The 19731-nt window shown below is 37.0% G+C and carries 20 protein-coding genes, 1 tRNA gene and 1 rRNA gene; 1 reads left to right on the forward strand and 21 read right to left on the reverse strand.

What is annotated here, in order from left to right; translation table 11 throughout:
• Window positions 1-214 precede the first annotated feature (214 nt).
• The 19 genes from FJR45_RS09000 to FJR45_RS09090 form a co-directional block, all read right to left on the reverse strand.
• Window positions 215-291: transfer RNA gene (locus FJR45_RS09000), tRNA-Ile, on the reverse strand.
• A 276-nt stretch (window positions 292-567) separates the two neighbouring features.
• A 16S ribosomal RNA gene (locus FJR45_RS09005) occupies window positions 568-2088 on the reverse strand.
• A gap of 557 nt (window positions 2089-2645) precedes the next feature.
• Window positions 2646-3356 carry a pilus assembly FimT family protein gene (locus FJR45_RS09010; protein WP_193150231.1) on the reverse strand — a complete coding sequence of 237 codons (711 nt, stop codon included), beginning with the start codon at window positions 3354-3356 and terminating at the stop codon, window positions 2646-2648.
• 93 nt (window positions 3357-3449) lie between these two features.
• Window positions 3450-5264: a citrate/2-methylcitrate synthase gene (locus FJR45_RS09015; protein ID WP_193150232.1), complete on the reverse strand. Its 1815-nt coding sequence runs from the start codon at window positions 5262-5264 to the stop codon at window positions 3450-3452.
• Between the two features lie 9 nt (window positions 5265-5273).
• Window positions 5274-6614, reverse strand: coding sequence for an ATP citrate lyase citrate-binding domain-containing protein (locus tag FJR45_RS09020; RefSeq protein WP_193150233.1), 1341 nt, complete (start codon window positions 6612-6614; stop codon window positions 5274-5276).
• An 87-nt stretch (window positions 6615-6701) separates the two neighbouring features.
• Window positions 6702-7895 carry a hypothetical protein gene (locus FJR45_RS09025; RefSeq protein WP_193150234.1) on the reverse strand — a complete coding sequence of 398 codons (1194 nt, stop codon included), beginning with the start codon at window positions 7893-7895 and terminating at the stop codon, window positions 6702-6704.
• Window positions 7892-8458 carry an anthranilate synthase component II gene (locus FJR45_RS09030; protein WP_193150235.1) on the reverse strand — a complete coding sequence of 189 codons (567 nt, stop codon included), beginning with the start codon at window positions 8456-8458 and terminating at the stop codon, window positions 7892-7894. Before FJR45_RS09030 ends, FJR45_RS09025 begins: the two co-directional genes overlap by 4 nt.
• A gap of 60 nt (window positions 8459-8518) precedes the next feature.
• Window positions 8519-9562 (reverse strand): AI-2E family transporter, encoded by a 1044-nt coding sequence (locus FJR45_RS09035; protein ID WP_193150236.1) that lies wholly within the window; start codon window positions 9560-9562, stop codon window positions 8519-8521.
• 10 nt (window positions 9563-9572) lie between these two features.
• Window positions 9573-10370 carry an ABC transporter permease gene (locus FJR45_RS09040; RefSeq protein WP_193150237.1) on the reverse strand — a complete coding sequence of 266 codons (798 nt, stop codon included), beginning with the start codon at window positions 10368-10370 and terminating at the stop codon, window positions 9573-9575.
• A 4-nt stretch (window positions 10371-10374) separates the two neighbouring features.
• On the reverse strand, window positions 10375-12255 hold the full coding sequence (gene flgK, locus FJR45_RS09045) for a flagellar hook-associated protein FlgK (protein ID WP_193150238.1): 1881 nt from the start codon (window positions 12253-12255) through the stop codon (window positions 10375-10377).
• A gap of 1 nt (window position 12256) precedes the next feature.
• Complete coding sequence (locus FJR45_RS09050) at window positions 12257-12685, reverse strand: hypothetical protein (protein WP_193150239.1); 429 nt, start codon at window positions 12683-12685, stop codon at window positions 12257-12259.
• Between the two features lie 23 nt (window positions 12686-12708).
• Window positions 12709-12915, reverse strand: a complete 207-nt coding sequence (locus tag FJR45_RS09055) for a flagellar biosynthesis anti-sigma factor FlgM (protein WP_193150240.1) — start codon at window positions 12913-12915, stop codon at window positions 12709-12711.
• Between the two features lie 76 nt (window positions 12916-12991).
• Window positions 12992-13300, reverse strand: coding sequence for a rod-binding protein (locus FJR45_RS09060; RefSeq protein WP_193150241.1), 309 nt, complete (start codon window positions 13298-13300; stop codon window positions 12992-12994).
• A complete protein-coding gene (locus FJR45_RS09065; protein WP_193150242.1) occupies window positions 13300-14346 on the reverse strand; it encodes a flagellar basal body P-ring protein FlgI in 1047 nt (348 codons plus the stop codon). The genes FJR45_RS09060 and FJR45_RS09065 overlap by 1 nt, the downstream gene beginning before the upstream one ends.
• A gap of 36 nt (window positions 14347-14382) precedes the next feature.
• Window positions 14383-14982, reverse strand: coding sequence for a 16S rRNA (guanine(966)-N(2))-methyltransferase RsmD (rsmD, locus tag FJR45_RS09070; RefSeq protein WP_193150243.1), 600 nt, complete (start codon window positions 14980-14982; stop codon window positions 14383-14385).
• Entirely contained in the window at window positions 14972-15346 is a 375-nt protein-coding gene (locus tag FJR45_RS09075) for a hypothetical protein (protein ID WP_193150244.1), read from the reverse strand. Before FJR45_RS09075 ends, rsmD begins: the two co-directional genes overlap by 11 nt.
• A 4-nt stretch (window positions 15347-15350) precedes the next feature.
• On the reverse strand, window positions 15351-16052 hold the full coding sequence (locus FJR45_RS09080; protein WP_193150245.1) for an exonuclease domain-containing protein: 702 nt from the start codon (window positions 16050-16052) through the stop codon (window positions 15351-15353).
• Window positions 16046-16345 (reverse strand): hypothetical protein, encoded by a 300-nt coding sequence (locus tag FJR45_RS12470; protein ID WP_226966418.1) that lies wholly within the window; start codon window positions 16343-16345, stop codon window positions 16046-16048. The genes FJR45_RS09080 and FJR45_RS12470 overlap by 7 nt, the downstream gene beginning before the upstream one ends.
• Window positions 16346-16598: 253 nt before the next feature.
• The gene (locus FJR45_RS09090; RefSeq protein WP_193150247.1) at window positions 16599-17030 is read right to left on the reverse strand and encodes a hypothetical protein; all 432 of its coding nucleotides are present in this window, start codon (window positions 17028-17030) and stop codon (window positions 16599-16601) included.
• A 107-nt stretch (window positions 17031-17137) separates the two neighbouring features.
• Here FJR45_RS09090 and murA point away from each other — a divergent pair, with 107 nt between their 5' ends.
• Entirely contained in the window at window positions 17138-18400 is a 1263-nt protein-coding gene (gene murA, locus FJR45_RS09095) for a UDP-N-acetylglucosamine 1-carboxyvinyltransferase (RefSeq protein ID WP_193150248.1), read from the forward strand.
• 21 nt (window positions 18401-18421) lie between these two features.
• Here murA and FJR45_RS09100 read toward each other — a convergent pair whose 3' ends face one another.
• Window positions 18422-18796 (reverse strand): heat shock protein transcriptional repressor HspR, encoded by a 375-nt coding sequence (locus tag FJR45_RS09100; RefSeq protein ID WP_193150249.1) that lies wholly within the window; start codon window positions 18794-18796, stop codon window positions 18422-18424.
• 15 nt (window positions 18797-18811) lie between these two features.
• A complete protein-coding gene (locus FJR45_RS09105; protein ID WP_193150250.1) occupies window positions 18812-19708 on the reverse strand; it encodes a DnaJ C-terminal domain-containing protein in 897 nt (298 codons plus the stop codon).
• Between the last annotated feature and the right edge of the window lie 23 nt (window positions 19709-19731).

A 19731-nucleotide genomic window follows, 5' to 3' on the forward strand; every position in this document is an offset into this window, starting at 1 on the left:
ATTATTCTATGTTGCGTTCACTACCTTATTTAATGTACTAATACACTAAACAAGATGAATGATCTGTTATTGTAGTTATTTAATTTATAATAAATCTCTTTATTATAGTTGTTGACTTTAACAATTGTAATTTAATGAACAAGACTAATATAAATAAAAGTCTAATTTAAATTCTAAACACTTAGAACTTAAATTAAATTTTTACTTTTAGTAATGGTGGGCCTAGGAGGACTTGAACCTCCGACCTCACCCTTATCAGGGGTGCACTCTAACCAGCTGAGCTATAGGCCCTTTCTGGTGCTTTTAACTTTATTCTGCGTCAGAACCTTTACTTCAGTTGTCACGTACATTTGTACGCTCCGCCTTCAGCAAAGAACCTTTCTTGACTAAAGCTAAAATCCCTCAGAAAGCAAAGCCCTCTCAAGGTTACACCTTTGACATAATCGTAATTCAAATGAACACAGATCACTGAAAACTAAGCAAGTAAGATTACTTGAAATAACTAATGTCTCTTGTGAGATTTTCTTGTGTTGAGCCAATCAAACGAATGATTGCTCTTTACTCTAGAAAGGAGGTGATCCAACCGCAGGTTCTCCTACGGTTACCTTGTTACGACTTCACCCCAGTCGCTAATTCCACCGTAAGCGGTAGCCCCCCGAAGGTTGGCTTCCCGATTTCGGGTGAAATCAACTCCCATGGTGTGACGGGCGGTGAGTACAAGACCCGGGAACGTATTCACCGTAGCATTGCTGATCTACGATTACTAGTGATTCCAGCTTCATGGAGTCGAGTTGCAGACTCCAATCCGAACTGAGAGACGCTTTAAGTGATTAGCTCCACCTCGCGGTATCGCAACACTCTGTACGCCCCATTGTAGCACGTGTGTAGCCCTAGCCATAAGGGCCATGATGACTTGACGTCGTCCTCACCTTCCTCCTCCTTACGAAGGCAGTCTCCTTAGAGTGCTCAGCTTAACCTGCTAGCAACTAAGGACGAGGGTTGCGCTCGTTGCGGGACTTAACCCAACATCTCACGACACGAGCTGACGACAGCCGTGCAGCACCTGTTTTCGAGCTCCCCGAAGGGCACCCCGCCATCTCTGGCAGGTTCTCTCAATGTCAAGGCTAGGTAAGGTTCTTCGCGTATCTTCGAATTAAACCACATGCTCCACCACTTGTGCGGGTCCCCGTCTATTCCTTTGAGTTTTAATCTTGCGACCGTACTCCCCAGGCGGTTCACTTAATCTGTTAAGTGCATCACCGCCCTGACTAGCAGAGCGACGACTAGTGAACATCGTTTAGGGCGTGGACTACCAGGGTATCTAATCCTGTTTGCTCCCCACGCTTTCACGCCTTAGCGTCAGTTATGTTCCAGGAGATCGCCTTCGCTTTCGGTATTCCTAGTGATATCTACGGATTTTACCCCTACACCACTAATTCCATCTCCCCCTCCCATACTCTAGGTCGGCAGTTTCAAATGCAGTTCTACAGTTAAGCTGTAGGATTTCACATCTGACTTGCCAACCCGCCTACGCGTCCTTTACGCCCAGTGATTCCGAATAACGCTTGCACCCTCCGTATTACCGCGGCTGCTGGCACGGAGTTAGCCGGTGCTTATTCATATGCTACCGTCATTTTCTTGACATATAAAAGGAGTTTACACACCGAAATGCGTCATCCTCCACGCGGCGTTGCTGCATCAGGGTTTCCCCCATTGTGCAATATTCCTCACTGCTGCCTCCCGTAGGAGTCTGGTCCGTGTCTCAGTACCAGTGTGGCGGATCATCCTCTCAAACCCGCTACCCGTCATCGTCTTGGTAGTCTCTTACACTACCAACTAACTGATGGGATATAGACCGATCCCTTGGCGGAATCCATTTCCCGACTACTCTTATGAGCAGAAGGAGTATCCGGTATTAATCATCGTTTCCAATGGCTATCCCGGTCCAAGGGGCACATTATCTATATATTACTCACCCGTGCGCCACTCGTCAGCATAGTAGCAAGCTACTATCTGTTACCGTTCGACTTGCATGTGTTAAGCACGCCGCCAGCGTTCATTCTGAGCCAGGATCAAACTCTCCATAATTGGTCGGTGTCGGAAGTAATTCCGTCACCTACGCTAACGCTTGGTTTCGCTCAGCGCGAGGCTCGAAGCACTGCTGCTTCTTGTCTTTTGCTTATTGAACTCTACTTTACTATTAACTTTTATGAAAAGATAAGTAAACTTATTACTGATCTTTTGCCCAAGATTATTAAATCATTGGCTTTGTTATTTTAAGTCTTAATAAAACTGCTTAAGGTTTTATTACTAGACTGTATAGTTATCTATTACTATTAAGGGAACCATTCAGGTAAACCTGTATGGATTTCAAAATAGAATAGACGGTTGTTGTTTATTAGTTATTTCTAAGTAATTTATCTCTTTAACTCTAAAGTCAAAAAGTCTCTTACTTGCTTAGTTTTCAATGATCTCAAACATATTCAGCGGCTTCAACTCGAAGTCTCTTTAGGCCTTTTAAACAAGGTCTCTCTGTTTGTGGATGGGAATTATAGGAGAGTCTTGCTTAGAAAGCGCTTAATGTTTGGTGGGTTTTTGAAAAAGTTTTTGAAACTGATTTTAATCAATATTTTTTCACTGTATATCTACAAGATATGTGCATATCCTGTTTCCGGTTCTATTTTAATTACTATCTCATTCTTATTGTTGGCACTTTTTTTTGGATTAATACAAATGTCTGTACACAGTTTTATATAAACTGCTGAAGTTGTAATTCTATCTCCAGCAGAATTTAAAGCAGCTGCTGAAGTTGAACTTGTATTTCCTCTATAGGGTCTTCCCATATGATCAAATAAAATTCTTCTTGCACTTGACCCTGTACTGCCACCGCTGACAGTAATATTTTTAACAGCATATTTTTTACCGATATTTAATTCATTTGAAAGTTTTTTTGTTGCAGAATTGTCAAAAGAACCAAAAGGCACACCAATTAGATATTTATTTTTTTTGAGAGGATTGCCTGCAACTTCTACATCCGTATATGTACTATTTGCACCAGGATTTCCATCATAGGCTCCACCGACTGTAGCAGGAGAATCCGAAAATATCATGTAGGAGTTTGTTCCGGCAGCCGTAGAAAATGCCAATTGCCATTTTTGCCGAAACCAATATGGTTCATTCCGATCAAACTTATCACCGATAGTTGCCAAGTGTTGTGTATACCTTATATGAGAAACCAACTGTATTGCAGCTTCCTGTAAAGGATTGGATCTTGTTTTTGGAATTATGACTGCTGCTAGTATACCAATCATTACTACAACAAAAACAAGTTCTAAAAGTGTAAATGCTTTTTTCATACTTAGAGTATATCAAAATAATTGCAATTTTTAAGAAGAGGAGAAGGAAAGAAAGTCAGACAAAGAGATGCACTCTTTGTCTTAAAACAATAATTAAATTTTTTCTGCTTTTTTTACATCGTATAGAATATCATCCATCGGATGTCTGTACATTGGCATAGCAAGACGTTTTTCATCAAGAACATGCCCGATGAAACCTATTGAACGACCAACAATAAAGAATGAATTGAGAGTACCTGATTCGATAAATTCATTAATTTCTTCTTCAGAGTATCCCAGTGCTCTCCACATATCAACCATCAAAATACCTATAGTACCATCAACATTTAAGATAAGATTTTCTTTTTTACTTGTTGTCAAGGCTTCAACAGTTTTTGCATAATCAAGCAATGGAGTACTTGGAAAATGTTCTGCTGCGTAATTCATAAGACCGGTTACACGAAGATCCGGATTTTTAAGAGATTTAATACGGTGACCGATACCTGGAATTGGCACACCTTCACTTTTCATATATGCTAAAAACTCTTTTGGAGAAAGATTGTTGTCATCAGCATATTTAAAATATTTAGCCGCACCGTCAATTGCACCACCAAATCTCGGACCAATTGTCAATAAACCTGTTACAAGTGATTCAACAACTGATTTGCCTGCACGTGCTGTTACTTTTGCATTATGCGCACCAGAAACCGCAGGACCATGGTCTGCTACTGTTTTAATAACAGTTTCTATAAAATCTGTAGCCCATTTTGGATACTGTTTTTTAAACCATAGAAGTGAAATAACATCACCGATACCTTTACCTGTATCTGGAGTTGCAACAGATGAAATAGGGAAGCCTGCATATGTAGCCTCTTCCCCTCTGTCATCAGAAATAGTACAGATAAAGTTTTTAGAACGGCGCATTTTAGGAATAACATTGATTTCAGGCTCTTCAATCTCTCCTATAATTCCTTTTGTTTTTAAATCATCATAAACTTCCATTATCGTTGCCGGTAAATCGTTAAATGTAGCCGGTACATGTATGCCTGCTTCAGCCATCGCTTTGTTTTTAGCTTCGGCAGTTTCACGCTCAGCATTTGCAGAAGCACCTGCATGTCCGAATTGAACACCGGAATCATAATATTTAGCGATTGTACCTATACACCATGCGATGATTGGTTTTGTAATTTTACCGGATTTTACCGCTTCGATTACCTTATACTCTTCAGTACCACCGACTTCACCAAGTAAAATCATATATTTTACATCCGGATTTTTTTCCATACGTAACAGGTTGTCAATAAATACCGAACCGACAAATCTGTCACCACCGATAGCAACACCCTCTGCAATACCGTCAGCATTAATTGCAATAATATTTGAAAGTTCGTTAAAAAGTCCACCAGAGCGTGTAACAAGTCCACATGAACCTGCACGGTGAAGTTTTGAGTTGATAATATTTTCGATAGTACCACCGATATTGGCAATTTTAAATGCACCCGGAACTATAGCACCAACAGTTGCCGGACCGATTACAGTAACATTTAACTCTCTTGCATATGCGTTCATTCCGCGAGCCAGTCTTTCCGGAATTCCCTCAGCTGTGATCATGATTGTTTTAAATCCGCCAAGATTTAATGCTTCCATTGTCACATCATATGCCGTTCTGAATGATGCAAAATTTAAAAGTACATCAGCCTGTGGCTGCGCAGCTTTTGCCTCTGCTGTACTTTTGTAAATAGGCACCATAATCTCATCTGCACCCCAAAAAAACTTTTCAAATTTGTTTGAACTTGTAGGTGCGACTATTGCCGCAACAGATGGTGTTTCTCTTTTGATTGTGTAATCATAGTCAAGCATTCTCTGGATAGCAGTTTTGTTGTTATTCCAAAAAATTGCTTGTGTATCTCTAGTAAATAATTTTCCCATCTCTTCTCCTTACTTCTCTTCTAATGCCATACGCACGATGTCTGTCACATGTGTTTCCGGACCATATACTTCAATGTTTAAACCTAATCTGTCAGCAGCTTCTTTAATGTCTTTTAAACCTTTTTCATAGTTTGGACCACCACGTCTGACATAAATTTTTATACCTACATCTTTCATTTTATCAGCGTAATTTTCAAAAGCCTGAATAATACCTGTAAATGTTTTTGCAACATCTGTAAAATTTGCAATCGCTCCACCAATGATTAAGATTTTATCACGACCTTCGGGATCTTTTTCTCTTGTCATTAAATCAAGAAGCGTTTCAGCATAAAATTTTGTTTCACCTGTTGTTGGACCACCTGAGTATTCACCATAGTTCGCTAAATCTTCAATACCCGCAAAATCAGCAATAGTATCAGCGTATACAACTGAAGCACCACCACCGGCAACCATAGTCCAGATTCTAGCTTCAGGCTTCAGTAGTGTAAGCTTGAGTGAAGCACCTGTTTTTGCATCTGCTTCCTCGATTGCTTCAACTTCCGGAGATTTTGCTTCCATACCAAATGCAGTTGGATATTCAACATCACCCCACTCTTCTACCATCATAAATCCGGCAGTATCATCCAGTTTTGCAACCATGTCTAAAAGCTCAATTTTTGTTCCTTGCATAACAAATGGATTAATTTCAAGGTATGCAAAATTTAGTTCACGATACGCTTTAAAGAAACCGATTGCAAATTTTGCAAAATTTTCTTTATCTTCTTCTTTTACATCTGCAGGAATATTTGCTTTTATTTTCTCAGCGATCTCTTCTTCTGTAGCAGTAATTGGGAATGCAACTTCGGTAACTTTTTCATCCCATCCCTCTTCAACTTCCATACCACCTTCAGCTGACATGTAGAGAACATCTTCATCGCCTACCACAGTTGCTGAAATATAATACTCTTCAGACTGATCATGCGGAGTAAATGGCTCAACAATAAAGTGAGTCAACCTGTCTACTTTTGGCTCACCAGTTGGAGTGTCACCATCAAAAGAAAAATAGACTGCCACATCTTCTTTCGCCTTTTCGTCAATCCATGCGGCTGCTTTTTCTAAAGTAACATCACCCGGCTTTTGATCTTTAAAAAGCACTAAATTATTTTTACCACGTTTACCAAACAGCATATCCGGTTTTACAACTAATGGTTTTTCTTTTAACCATGGTTTTTCTTTTGCAGCTTCAAGTAGTTCCGCACCTGATGTCACCAGAACCGTCTCGTATGCATAAGTGAAATCTGGAAAGTATTTATTCCAATGTTTTGCTAAAATTGACTTCGCGTCATATTCTCGTATCGCTTTTTGAGCCATAGAAACTCCCTATTTTGATATTTGTGGATTATTCTATCATAAAGTATCCAACAAATATCTTTGGTTTATATTAAGCATTAAATAGATTTATTTATTGTTTATTTTAGTAACATTAGCCTTATACAGTATTTTATTTTTGTAACGTATCGTAACATCACTTCTTATACTTGAATGAGGTTGCAGTTCTTGTAAAACATTTTCATCACATTTATCAATAAAATAAAATTTTAATCTTTTTTGCATATCCTGGCTGGTTTTCACACACGATATATTCATTGCTTTTAACTTGGTTGCAAGTTTTTTGGCAATATGCATTTTATATGCAAAATGTTTTTTTGGATTGTCTAAAAGTAAATACAGTTCTTTGTTAAACATTACAATTAAGGTATTAAAAATTAAAAATACAAAGGCCAACACAAATATTGCTCTGTATCTTTTTCTGAAGTTTGTCAGTCTTACCCTGTATGAATGTGCAAAAGTTTTTGCCGCCAAGGGCAGCGCTAAAATCAGATAAGGTGCAAACAGTTCAAGTTCAACACGTTGTCTAAATGACAGGAGTAAAGAAAACAATAAGGCAGTTGATGCTATATACCATATTTTGTCATTCTCGTCATTAAGGTAACCACGATACAGCGTATAAAAAATATATATAAAGATAACAGGGGTAAAAATAGCACTGTAAACTCCGATTGTATCTAAAAAATGACCACTTGGCACACCCGATATATTCAAACCGTAGATATAAACAGATAAGCCTGCAAGAAAAAGATTGTATAAAAACAATATTTTATTTTTTTGAAATAAATAAAATATTGCAAGTCCTACAAACAAATAAACAAAACCCGCATCTAAAAGTGCATACAGGAATAACAACATATTTACATAGTAATCATTTAATTTTTGACTTACATATACATACAAAAATAATCCGAAAATAATCAAGCCGGCATGACTGACGACAAGAGCAGCACTGACAACCCCAGGCAAAAGTACAAATACTGCTACTAACCATAACCTGTTTCTCTCTAATGCCAAGTATTTTGCAGAAATGACATATAAAAGCCATGCGCTTAAAAGATGTAAAAGTATCATCACAAACCGTAATGCAAAATCATTTTGTCCAAATATTTTTAATGAAAGTTTCACCAGTTGCTGTAAGAAAGAAGCATCTCCGTACAAAAGTGATGCTTCAGAGGGAGAAATGGAAATTTGTGTAGTTTGAAAAATAAGAATAGATGCATCCAATCCAAGTATCAGGAATAAGATGATTCGATATTTCATAATTTTAGAAAATTTCCAATAATTTCATGTCCGTATTCACTCATTATTGATTCAGGATGAAACTGCACACCGTAAATATCTTTATCTTTTATTTTTAATGCCATTATTTCATCATCATCCATACTGAAGGCTGTCGGTTCGATACTCTCTGGTATGCTCTTTTTATCAACTATCAGAGAATGATAACGTGTTGCCGTAAATTCATCCGGCAGAGTCTCAAAGAGTTTACATGGAGAGTGTTTAATCTTTGATGTTTTACCGTGCATCATATTTTTGGCACGTACGATATCTGCACCAAAAGCCTGTGCAATACTCTGGTGCCCTAAACATATACCAAGAATCGGCAATTTGTCCTGAAAATAATTTATCACTTCCAGGGTTACACCTGCCTCATCAGGAGAAGCCGGTCCGGGAGAAATTATAATTTTTTCCGGATGAAGATTTTCTATCTCCTGCACACTCATCTCATCATTACGTATAATTTTCAAATCCGCTCCAAGTTCCCTGCAATACTGAACAATATTGTATGTAAAACTGTCATAATTGTCTATCATTAAAATCAAAATTTTTCCTGCTGAGTAATCTATATATTTTTTGTAGTATAGCTATATTGCTCTTGTATTTTACTTATTAGCTTCTTTATTCAATTCAATATTCTCACCTGTTCCAAGCAGGACTCCTATCCATTGTGTATTTTGATTGGCATCAAAAATAATCTTTGCCATTATAGTTAAAGGAATGGACAAAAGCATGCCTACTATGCCCAAAAGCCATCCCCAAAACATGAGTGAAAGAAAAATTATCAGGGTGGACAGTCCTAAACCTTTTCCCATAATTTTAGGTTCAACAATTGATCCTATGACTATATTTATCACACTATACAACACCATTACTGCCAAAGCGCTCATGCCTCCTAGTTGTACTAAAGTAATTAAAACTGCAGGAATAGCTGCAATTATTGAGCCTATATTTGGGATAAAGTTGAGCATAAAAGCCAATACTCCCCATAAAAAGGCATAATCTGTACCTAAAAAATAGAGACTCATCCATATGATGGCACCGGTAAACAATGAGATGAGTGCTTTGAGTACCATATAGTTTTTTATTTTAGAAAAAATTCTTTCTATATGAGCCATTGTCTCTTGATGTCCGTCAGCCAGTTCCACTTTTTTTACAAAATACTGTGATTCAAGCAGCATAAATATTACTGTTAAAATAATGATAAAACCATTTGTAAACATAGCACCCATACTTTGAATAATACTTGTTGCGAATTTCATCGCCTGTTTCATATTTATCAGGTTTGCGATATCTTCAGTTGAAATTTCTATGCCGAAAGAAGCGGTATAGTGTGAAATAAGCTGATAATATTGCGCAAGTTTTTGTGCATATGTATCAATATTGGCACTAAAATCATGCACTGAGTTGCCTACAAGTTTTGCAATCAGTGCCAAAAACAGAATAAAAACTGTTATTACCAAAGTAACTGACACAATATCCGGTATCGACTTTGACTTAAAATAATTATACAAAGGAGAGAGGATAATGGCAATAAACAAAGAGAGTAAAAACGGAATGATAATGACTGATGCACTTTTTATGCCTGCCAGAACAATCACAACACTTGCCATAACTATAAAATAATAGCCTATTTTATGCTCTTTCATAAGTTCGCCTTTAAGTTTTTATCTCTTTCTGGTTTGTAATCTGCTGTAAATAGTTTGAAATATTAATAAGTGAAAAAGTGACTAAAAAAATCATTAAACCTGGGAAAAAACTCACCCACCAGGCAATGTCAATAACATCTTTTCCTCCACTTAGAATTGTCCCCCAGCTCATCTGCGGGGCGACAATTCCCAATCCCAAAAAGCTCAACCCTGATTCCGCCAAAATAGCACCGCCCACACCGAAAGTAAAACTTACAAAATAGATCGGAGCCAAAAGAGGGGCATAATATTTTAAAAGTATTTTTAATGTATTTACCCTTGCGATGTTGAGTATTTTAATATAAGGCTGGGAAGTAATCTTAAAACTCTCAGAGCGTATCAGCCTGGCAGTTGTCATCCACCCTGTTATTGATATGATAACAATCAGAACCAAAGCAGAAGCATTGACATAACTGACCAGTGCAAGCAGTAAAAAAAATGTTGGAAATGTCAAAAACAAGTCAACAATGATAACAAATGTTTTATCTACGCTTCCTTTGAAATATCCGGCCATCGAACCCAGAATCAGTCCAATAAAAGAAGCGACAAAAGCACTCCCTACCCCAATAACAAGAGAAACCTCTCCTCCGGCAATAAGCCGAGCCAATATATCTCTTCCCAGCCTGTCCGTGCCTAAAGGGTGCATCAAAGAAGGCGCCAACAAAATTGCTTTTGCATCTAAAACATAGGGGTTGATATGGTATAGTTGTGATCCGAAAAACGAAAACAGAAAAATAAAGATAAGGATAAATATACTGAATTTAGGCATAAAGCTATTGTTTAATGCCTAAAAGTGTCTGCATCATCTGATCAACAGTAGTAATCACTTTTGCCGCAGCACCATAGGAAGTCTGATACTTGATGAGATTTGTCATCTCTTCATCAATACTTACTTTTGTAATAGAATTATACTCCATCTCTGTCGCATTAAATTGCGTAGAAACAGTTTCATTCCTTGTTATGGCTGAATTTGTCGAGATGCCTACATAGGTACTGGTAATATCAAACATCCCGTATGTTGTCGTATCATACTGTTCATTTCCTACCTGAAATTTATAGGATTCAAACTGTTGCTGAACCATATCAAGCGCGACTCTGTTATCACCTGCATTGGATGAATAGCCAGCATGTAATTGTGTCGGATTGTTCCTGTATTGTGTATTTAGACGAATATCTCTTGCATTACTCCCCTCAAAAAAGGAACCAAGCCCTATCGCACCTGCAAAATTTGTTCCTGATGCAAATGTATTATCAGGCAAGTTGTCAACAACGGCAAATGTATACCCTTGCGAATTGGCAGCTGCATTCATACTGAGTTCAAGTTTTATATCACCATTCGCATTGGGTGCATAATTAAACACCATATAATCATCAACATCATTATTGGCATTTGCATCACTGTTGTCATCTTTATTTGCGATAATTTGTCCCTCAATTGAGTTGGAACCACTGATACCCGACATAGAAGTTGCAGCATCAATGTTTATCGTCCTTTTTGCCACTTCATTGCCATCTATATCATACACTAACACATCAAAAGAACCGGGATTAATATTTAAAGGGGAAGTCACCAAAGGAGTTGCCGGATTAATATTGATATAATTTGATTCCATTCGGGATCTGGCACTTTTTGCATACAGGTTATTTGTTGATTCAATAAGGCCCTTGGCAAAAGCATCAAGATCTGAAACAACATTTTGCAATACACCATCTGTTGGCATGCCACTTGTTGTATCTATAGCCCGACCTCTGAGATTAAAAATTGCTCCTATCTTTCCATTGTTTATCTCTTCTTCCATAGGAATAAGTGTACCGTCCTGTCTTTCATATGAAAGTTCATAAAATCCATACGGATTATTCCCTTTTTCAATAGTGAGCGGATGATATGTACTGCCGTCAACAAGATTAAAACCATTAACACTAAGCGTATAACTTCCGGTTCTTGTATTTGAATTGGAATCTATCTGAATATTTGATTCTAACTGTCCTTGATTTACCTCAGCACCTATCAGCCTGGATAAACTTCTTTCTATAACATTTCTTTTATCCCGTAAATCATTTGCAGTGTATCCTCCGCCTGCTTCAGCGACATCAATGGACTTATTGAGATCTGCCAACTGCTGAGCCAGGCTGTTTACCTCAGTAATGTTAACATCAAGCTGGTCATTTACCTGCATTTGTAAATTTAAAACCTGGTTTTGTGTTTGGGTTATATGCTGTGTCAGTGTTTCGGTCTGTTTTGCCAAAGCAACTTTGATGGAATCATTATTTGGATTATCAGCAAAAGTCTGCCACATATTATAGTATTCGGCCAGATCCGCTTTAATACCGACACCATCTATTTCAGGAAAATATGTTGAAAGTTCTTCAAGTGTTTGTCTTTCAAAATCACTGTATTCTTTATCTGCAGAAACACTGCTGTATCTGTCAAACACAAAATTGTCAAATACTCTTTTGATATCCTGTATTTCAACGCCATTTCCAACATTTCCTGCACTCGTAATCAAAGGATTTGCAGCTGAAGTGATTACTCTTTGACGAGTATATCCTTCATTTTCCGCATTTGCTATATTGTTTCCTGTTGTATTTATCCCGACCTGTGCTGCGCTTAGTCCGCTGTATCCGATACTGAGTGTATTAAAAATTGAAGCCATTTTAAACCCTTACTTCCAATATTGTAGAGTCTTTGGATGCAACCTTGGTGTACCCCTGCATTTCAGTCGGCACCAATCTTTCCAGGAATGTATTGTATAAATTACTCACGACAACTACTAACTTTGCATACTGTTTATTCACTGTTCTGAGTTCTGATAAGCTTTTTTTCAGTTCATCCAGTAGTTGATGCTGTGTTTCATCTAATAATTGGGGCAGTTCGACATCCGGATGGGATGTAATTAACGCAGAAATTTCATAATCTATCATTGCTTTTTTTGATTCAAAGCTTTTTAGTTTTTCTTCTTTTATGGAGAGTCTTTCAAATTGATGGTCATGTTGCGCTTTTTGGATATCTTTGATATCTGATTTTGTTATTGAAATTAAATCTTCTAAATCCTGTAAAGCACTCTGCAAATGATGACTCAACATGCCATTCTCCTGTTAATTTATTTCTAAAGTAACTCATCTGCCATTTTTTTAGATAATGCAGACAAATCTACTTTGTATTGTCCTGAGTCTATAGACTCTTTGATTTGTTCGACTTTACTGCTTTTGTTTTCCATAGCAGTGACTGAAGTACTCTCTTTTTTTTGTGTGTTTGAAAGTGTACTGTTCATATAGGCACTCCCCAACACTGAATTATTTACTTTTGAAATCATAATTCATCCTTTATATAATAAGTTTGTTTTATTGCTATTGTTATATCGGCAATAACCAGAACTTATTAAGTTGATTTTATGAATTCTTTTGAGATAAATAATCATAAAGCATTTGCGAAAACCCGAAACTTCCGGCACTTGCTTTAGAAAGCTCATCTCTGTACATTGATTTATATATTTTATCTCCCGGATCATTTTGTGATGAAAAAAGATTCTTCTCATCTTTCATCGCATTATCCATCAGCATTTTCACTATAACAGCTTCAAAAGCATCTGTCTGCTCTCTCAGAGCTTTATCCTGCGCCTTTTCATCAATCTTTGGTATTGCTTTATTTGCTGTAGCCATTTGTGCCTGGGCATTGACAGCATTCATTGCGTAACTCATCATATCACCTTCAATTCTGCAGATATACTGCCTGCACTTTTCATCGCTTCAAGTATAGATATAATATCTTTTGGTGAAGCTCCAAGTTTTTGCAAAGATCTTACAAGATTTGCCACTGTTGTTGTTCCCTCTTTGGTATAAACTTCATTCTCGTTTAAACCGATAACCAGATTATTATCAACACTCATTGAACCTGCAGGCTTTGAAAGCTTTTTCTGTTCAACAATTTTTATAGTAATATCTCCGTGTGTTAAAATTACCGGCTTGAGTTCTATATTTACTCCAGCAACAATTGTTCCTGTTCTTTCGTTTATGATGATTTTGTCTTTTGGGTGATAATCCATGTTGATCTCTTGAACCTCAGCCAAAAACTCTATCATAGAACGATTTTGTGGACATTTCAGTTTTATACTTCTTGAGTCCATTGCTATTGCTAACTGTGTATGATAATAATCATTGATCGCCTTTTGGATTCCAACAGCATTCCTGAACCCTGATTCTTTAAGAGACAATGTTGCATATTTTTGATGAAAGAGGTCAATATTGATTTCTCTTTCAATTATCCCTCCGTTAAAAACAATTCCTGTAGTAGGGTGTGACGCATTTCCTGCACCTCTTGTGTTGAGTCCGCCTATACTGATGGCTCCTTGTGCCAAAGCATAAATTTTCCCGTCAACCCCTTTTAAAGGTGTCATTAAAAGTGTTCCCCCTTCTAGGGATTTTGAGTCTCCTATAGAAGAAACGGTCACATCTATTTTATCACCCTGTCTGGCAAAAGGTTTCATAGTAGCGGTTACCACAACAGCAGCAACATTTTTGGACATGATGTCAATTGGATTCATGTTTATATTCATTGCACGAAGCATATTAGAGATAGACTGAAGAGTAAACCTTGAGGTAGTCCCGTCTCCGGTTTTTTTCAATCCCACAACAAGGGAATAGCCTATAACCTGATTGTCTCTGACGCCTACAATATTTGACACATCCGATATCTTTGTTGCATAAAGAGTAGAGAAAAAGAGTATAAACAGTAAAATAAATTTCATTGGCAATCCTTACATGTAAAGATAAACCAGCAAATTTTATTCCATATTATTGTTTATGAGGTATGTTAACGTGGTATTACCAAATTTTTTTGATTTTTTCACCTTGTATATGCCTAAAAATTCAGGAATCTTTAGACCGCTCATATGTTCCACAATAATCATCTTTACATGTAAAGCAGGCAGTTTTTCTATAAGTTGCATAGTTTTTTCATAAATCTCTTCCATGCCCTCACGGATACTGAAGGGAGGGTCTACGTAAAAGAATGCGTCTTCATTCGATTTTTTCAGTCTTGAGAGAACTGACTGAATATTTTCAAAACTGTCTCCTGCAAAGACTTCACAGGCAGATGGGTCTGTCTGTGAAATATTTTTTTGCAGTGTTTTTAATGCTTCTTTGTCTTTTTCCATAAAATATATTTTTTTTGCACCACGGCTGAGTGCTTCAAGACCAATTGAGCCACTCCCTGAAAAAACTTCAACAAAGTTTGCATCAATTATCTCAAACTGCAAAGTATTAAAAAAAGATTCCAAAACTATAGACTTGGAACTTCGTGTAGTAACTTTTGACGGGAGCAAAAGTTTTTTCCCCTTATATTTTCCTGCAATAATCTTCTTGCTCAGTTGTTTACTTTTCATAAAATGCTTTCACCGCTCTTAAAATATTTTTCTGATACTCTTTTGTTAATAACTCAATTCTTTTTTCCAATACTTCAAAGTTCATTCTCTCACTTGTATTCTCATCTTCGGACTGAGTATTTGTACTCTCAGGATAGAGTTCATTATATTTTTTTTCCAAGGCCAGAATAAGCTGTGACTTTGAAAAAGGTTTTAATAAATCTGCTCCTTCTTTCGTTGAAATATAAAAACATCGGCGCTCATTCAAGCACTCTTCATCACGAATGATTATGTCACTTTTTTTTGGTGAACTTAAATACTTTGCCAAAAAAAGTTCTAATGACTTTTGCAAAAGCGGAGACTGGCATTCAACAGCTACTTTCATAACACTATCCTCTCAAATAATACTCAAGCGAGTACTTTAAATCTTCATCTAAATCTTCTAAAGAGAACATCCAGTTCACATAATTACTATCATGTTGGACTATCTCTTCTATATATTTTCCCATATATTTTCCAAAAGGAAATTTTTCTAAAAGCACTTTTTGAAAACTTAATTCTTTCATCTTTTCTACTGTTGCATACTCAAGTAAATATTCAAACAATAATTTTGTAACAAATACATCATTGAGTGCATTATTGGAGCATAAAGCATCTTTAATTCCATACTTCTGTTTAAGTGCATCCTCTTGTCTGTACAGCTTGAGTTCATAGCGTAAAAACTGCAATGAAAACTGTTCACACTCTTTGATAAGATGTTTTGTAACTTTTAATGTATCTATTACATCCCCTAGCCATTGCAGACCAGAAACAGCAAATTTTTCCAAAATAAATTGTACATTATGTGCAATTAAAGTATTTTCAAAAGTACTGTTTTTTTGTAATACTTCATATACTTGCGTCATTTTAAAAGTTTTTTTGTCTTTGATCATTTCATTGGTAATATGATGAATACTTGAAGCTGACGGCGGTATCTTTTTTCCTTCGTTTATAAGTTCGTAAAATACCTTTTCATCTTCTAATAATGCAACAGAGCACACAACATCGTCTGCCTCAATCCCTGTAGTCTGCACATCTGTAAAAATCAACATTTTTTTACCTGAACTTTTTTACATTTTACACTGAGTACAATGAAAGAAAAAAAACCGGCAATTAGAATAAATATATGCAGAACATACATATTAAACCATGTAAATACACTCTCGTATGAACTAAAAAGCTTCATAACGATCACTGCTACAATCATTTCTCCCGCAACTGTCCATATCATCAGCATAAACCATTTTCGCCATACCTTCAATAAATCACCATATCCAATTTTATCTATGGTTTTTCCAGCTTCTTCATTCGTCTCTTCTTTCGAGCAACCTAACAAGATAAACATATATCCTTGTATGCATTTATTAAAAATATATTTTAAACTTCTAAATAAAATAACCAAAAGAGCAAAATTCCATGACACCATAAACCAGAATTTAAATATAGTCAAAAGTGCCATTTTTATTTCACTGTCCAATGTACCTGTTCCCTGGCTTATGTATATCACCAGTGTTATACAAGCGGCAATAAAAAAAGTCAGCAACGCTGTATACAATGTCAGTTTTAGCGCCCACTGCAACCATATAGAAAAATAAAACCTACTCATTCTCCTGCCCGAATCTATTTAGCATGTCATGATAATGTTCAAGTGTCATAAAACTTTTTTCAAACCTGTAGCGAATGACAAATTCCACTACCTTCTCTTTTAATTCAGTGGTAACATTCTCAACTCTTCCAAAATATGCCAAAGAGATATTTTTACTTTTTTTTATTGCATTTTTGTCATAGTCAATTGCTAAAATTTGTAAATACTTTCCTTTTTTAATCGTACCAAGATTCTCCTCGTTGAGCGATACACCCGAAAGGTTCACAGCTTTAAAATGAAATAAATCTTCAAATTTTGCTACTTTTTTATCTATATCCAACTCCCCAAACAGCTTTTGTAATATTTTTAAATTTTGCTTTCTTGCCGTCTCATAACCGGAAATTTTATTTGTTAAATGTTTCAATCTGTCTAATGCGGAACTCATTTGTAAATCCTTTAAAAAATTAAGTATATCAAAAATAAACTGTTTATATAATCATATTAATTAGATATAATGCCAATTATAAAATTTATGAAAATATAAAGAGACCTATGGATTATTTAAAAATAAAAAACAGTGCTTCACTCGAAGGTACTATAAATATCTCAGGTGCAAAGAATGCATCTTTACCTCTTATTGCTATGTGCATACTAGCCAAAAACAGTGTACATATGAAAAACTTGCCACAGGTTGTAGATATAAAAACGCTTTTAAAGCTCCTGTCAAATCTCGGTGCTACCTGTGAATTTTCACAAGACAGCGTTATAGTCAACACACTGGATCTGCACGAAACAAAAGCCACCTATGATATAGTAAAAACCATGCGTGCTTCTATTTTGGTTTTGGGACCGATTTTAGCACGTTTTGGGCATTGTGAAGTCTCTTTACCCGGAGGATGTGCAATTGGACAGCGCCCAATTGATCTGCATCTTAAAGCCTTGGAACAGATGGGGGCAAAAATAGCTATCAAAGCAGGATACATCGAAGCAAGAACGCCAAATGGTTTGCATGGATGTGAAATAATTTTTGACAAAGTCACCGTTACAGGTACTGCAAACATTGTTATGGCCGCCGCCCTTGCCAAGGGAGTAACAACGATTACAAATGCAGCCAGAGAACCTGAAGTTGTCCAATTATGCGAAGTACTCAATGCCAGCGGCGTGAAAATAAACGGCATAGGCACAGCAATACTCGAAATACACGGCACAGACGGGCAACTGCTCAATATCAATGAGTTTTCTATCATTCCCGACAGGATAGAAGCCGGAACATACCTTTGTGCGGGAGCCATAACAAAATCACAACTCACATTGACGAATGTTGAACCGAAACATTTGGGCGCAGTTTTATCCAAACTTGAAGAGATGGGCAGTACTTTTACCCTCACAGACACTACAATTACAATTCACCCTGCCGCGCATATCAAACCTGTTAAAATTGTGACACAGGAATATCCCGCATTTCCAACAGACATGCAGGCACAGTTTTTGGCACTTGCTACACAGGCAGACGGTGTTTCAATTATAGAAGAACGACTTTTTGAAAACAGATTTATGCATGTCAGTGAGTTACAGCGTATGGGTGCCGATATAACATTAAACGGTCATATTGCAACAGTGAGTGGAAAAAGCAAGTTGTGTGGGACTGATGTCATGGCAACGGATTTACGTGCATCAAGCGCATTGGTCCTTGCTGCACTTGTTGCAACCGGAGAAACACATGTACACCGCATCTACCACCTGGATCGTGGATATGACTCACTTGAGAAAAAACTTTACCAAGTCGGCGCCAATATACAAAGACTTAAAGAGTAAGTTACCTACCCTACTCTTTCCCTACTCTTTAAAAACTATCATCTCATATAAACTTTTTTTCGTTACAAGTGACTTTTCGGGAGCAACAGAATGTGCATTTTTAGCTACTTCAACTTCATGACGAAGTTCTGCTATCTCTTTTTCCATTGCATCTATTGTTTCTTTCAAATTAAGAATAATATCCACACCTGCCAGGTTCACACCCAATTCACGTGTCAATCGCAAAATTAATTTAATTTTATCAATATCCCTTTGCGAGTAGAGTCGTATCCGTCCGTCAGAACGAGATGGATTTATTAAGTTTTCCCTCTCATACTGTCGTAGAGTTTGAGGGTGTATATCTAATATTTTTGCAACAATGCTTATCAAATAAACCGGTTCATCATAATGGTGCATAGCGATACCCTCCTTTTATACTGTCTTTGGTAATTTTTCTTTCATAATTTCTACTAATTCAGGGTCGAGATCTTCAACTTTTGGTAATACAATATTTGCTTTTAGATACAAATCACCTCTTTGTTTCGTTTTGCGATTCATAGCCCCCATACCTTTGACACGAAAGCGTTGTCCGTTTTTCGTATTTTGCGGTATTTTGAGTTTAATCTCTTTTTCCAGAGTCTGTACAGATATTTTGTCACCAAAAAGTGCCGCATACAAAGGCACATCAATAGTTTTGACTAAATCATCCCCTTCTCTCTCATACTCCGGACTCGGTGCGACATGTATACGCAAAAAGAGGTCTCCGACTCTGCTGTTTTGCGCATGTCCTTTGCCTTTGACACGCATCCTCTCACCGTCTTTTACACCGGCAGGAATTTTGATGTCAAAACGCTCGCCGTTTACCGAAACAGAGTGAGAGCCGCCTAAAATTGCTACGGCAAACGGGATGGTAACATTTGCTTCTATATCAAGGTTTGGTTCTTGATAGCGTTGCCCTCCGCCAAACCCGGAACTGCTAAAACCTGAGGCTCCGCCTCCTGCACCGCCAAAGCCTCCAAATCCGCCGCCACCGGAAAACATCTGACGCAGTATTTCATCAAGATCTACATTTCCACCCTGACTTTGAGAAAAATCATGGAAATTCTGACCACCGAACATTGCATCACCGTACTGATCATACTGTGCTTTTTTCTCTTTGTCACTTAGCACTTCATAGGCTGCATTTATTTCTTTAAATTTTTCTTCCGCACTCGGATCTTTATTAACATCCGGATGATATTTGCGGGCTAACTTTCTGTAGGCTTTTTTGATTTCTGATTCACTTGCATTTGGAGATACTTCCAATGTATCATATAATGATTTGCTCATATTTATTCCTTCTAATTTATTTA

The sequence above is a fragment of the Sulfurimonas sediminis genome, assembly GCF_014905115.1.
Classification (GTDB): domain Bacteria; phylum Campylobacterota; class Campylobacteria; order Campylobacterales; family Sulfurimonadaceae; genus Sulfurimonas; species Sulfurimonas sediminis.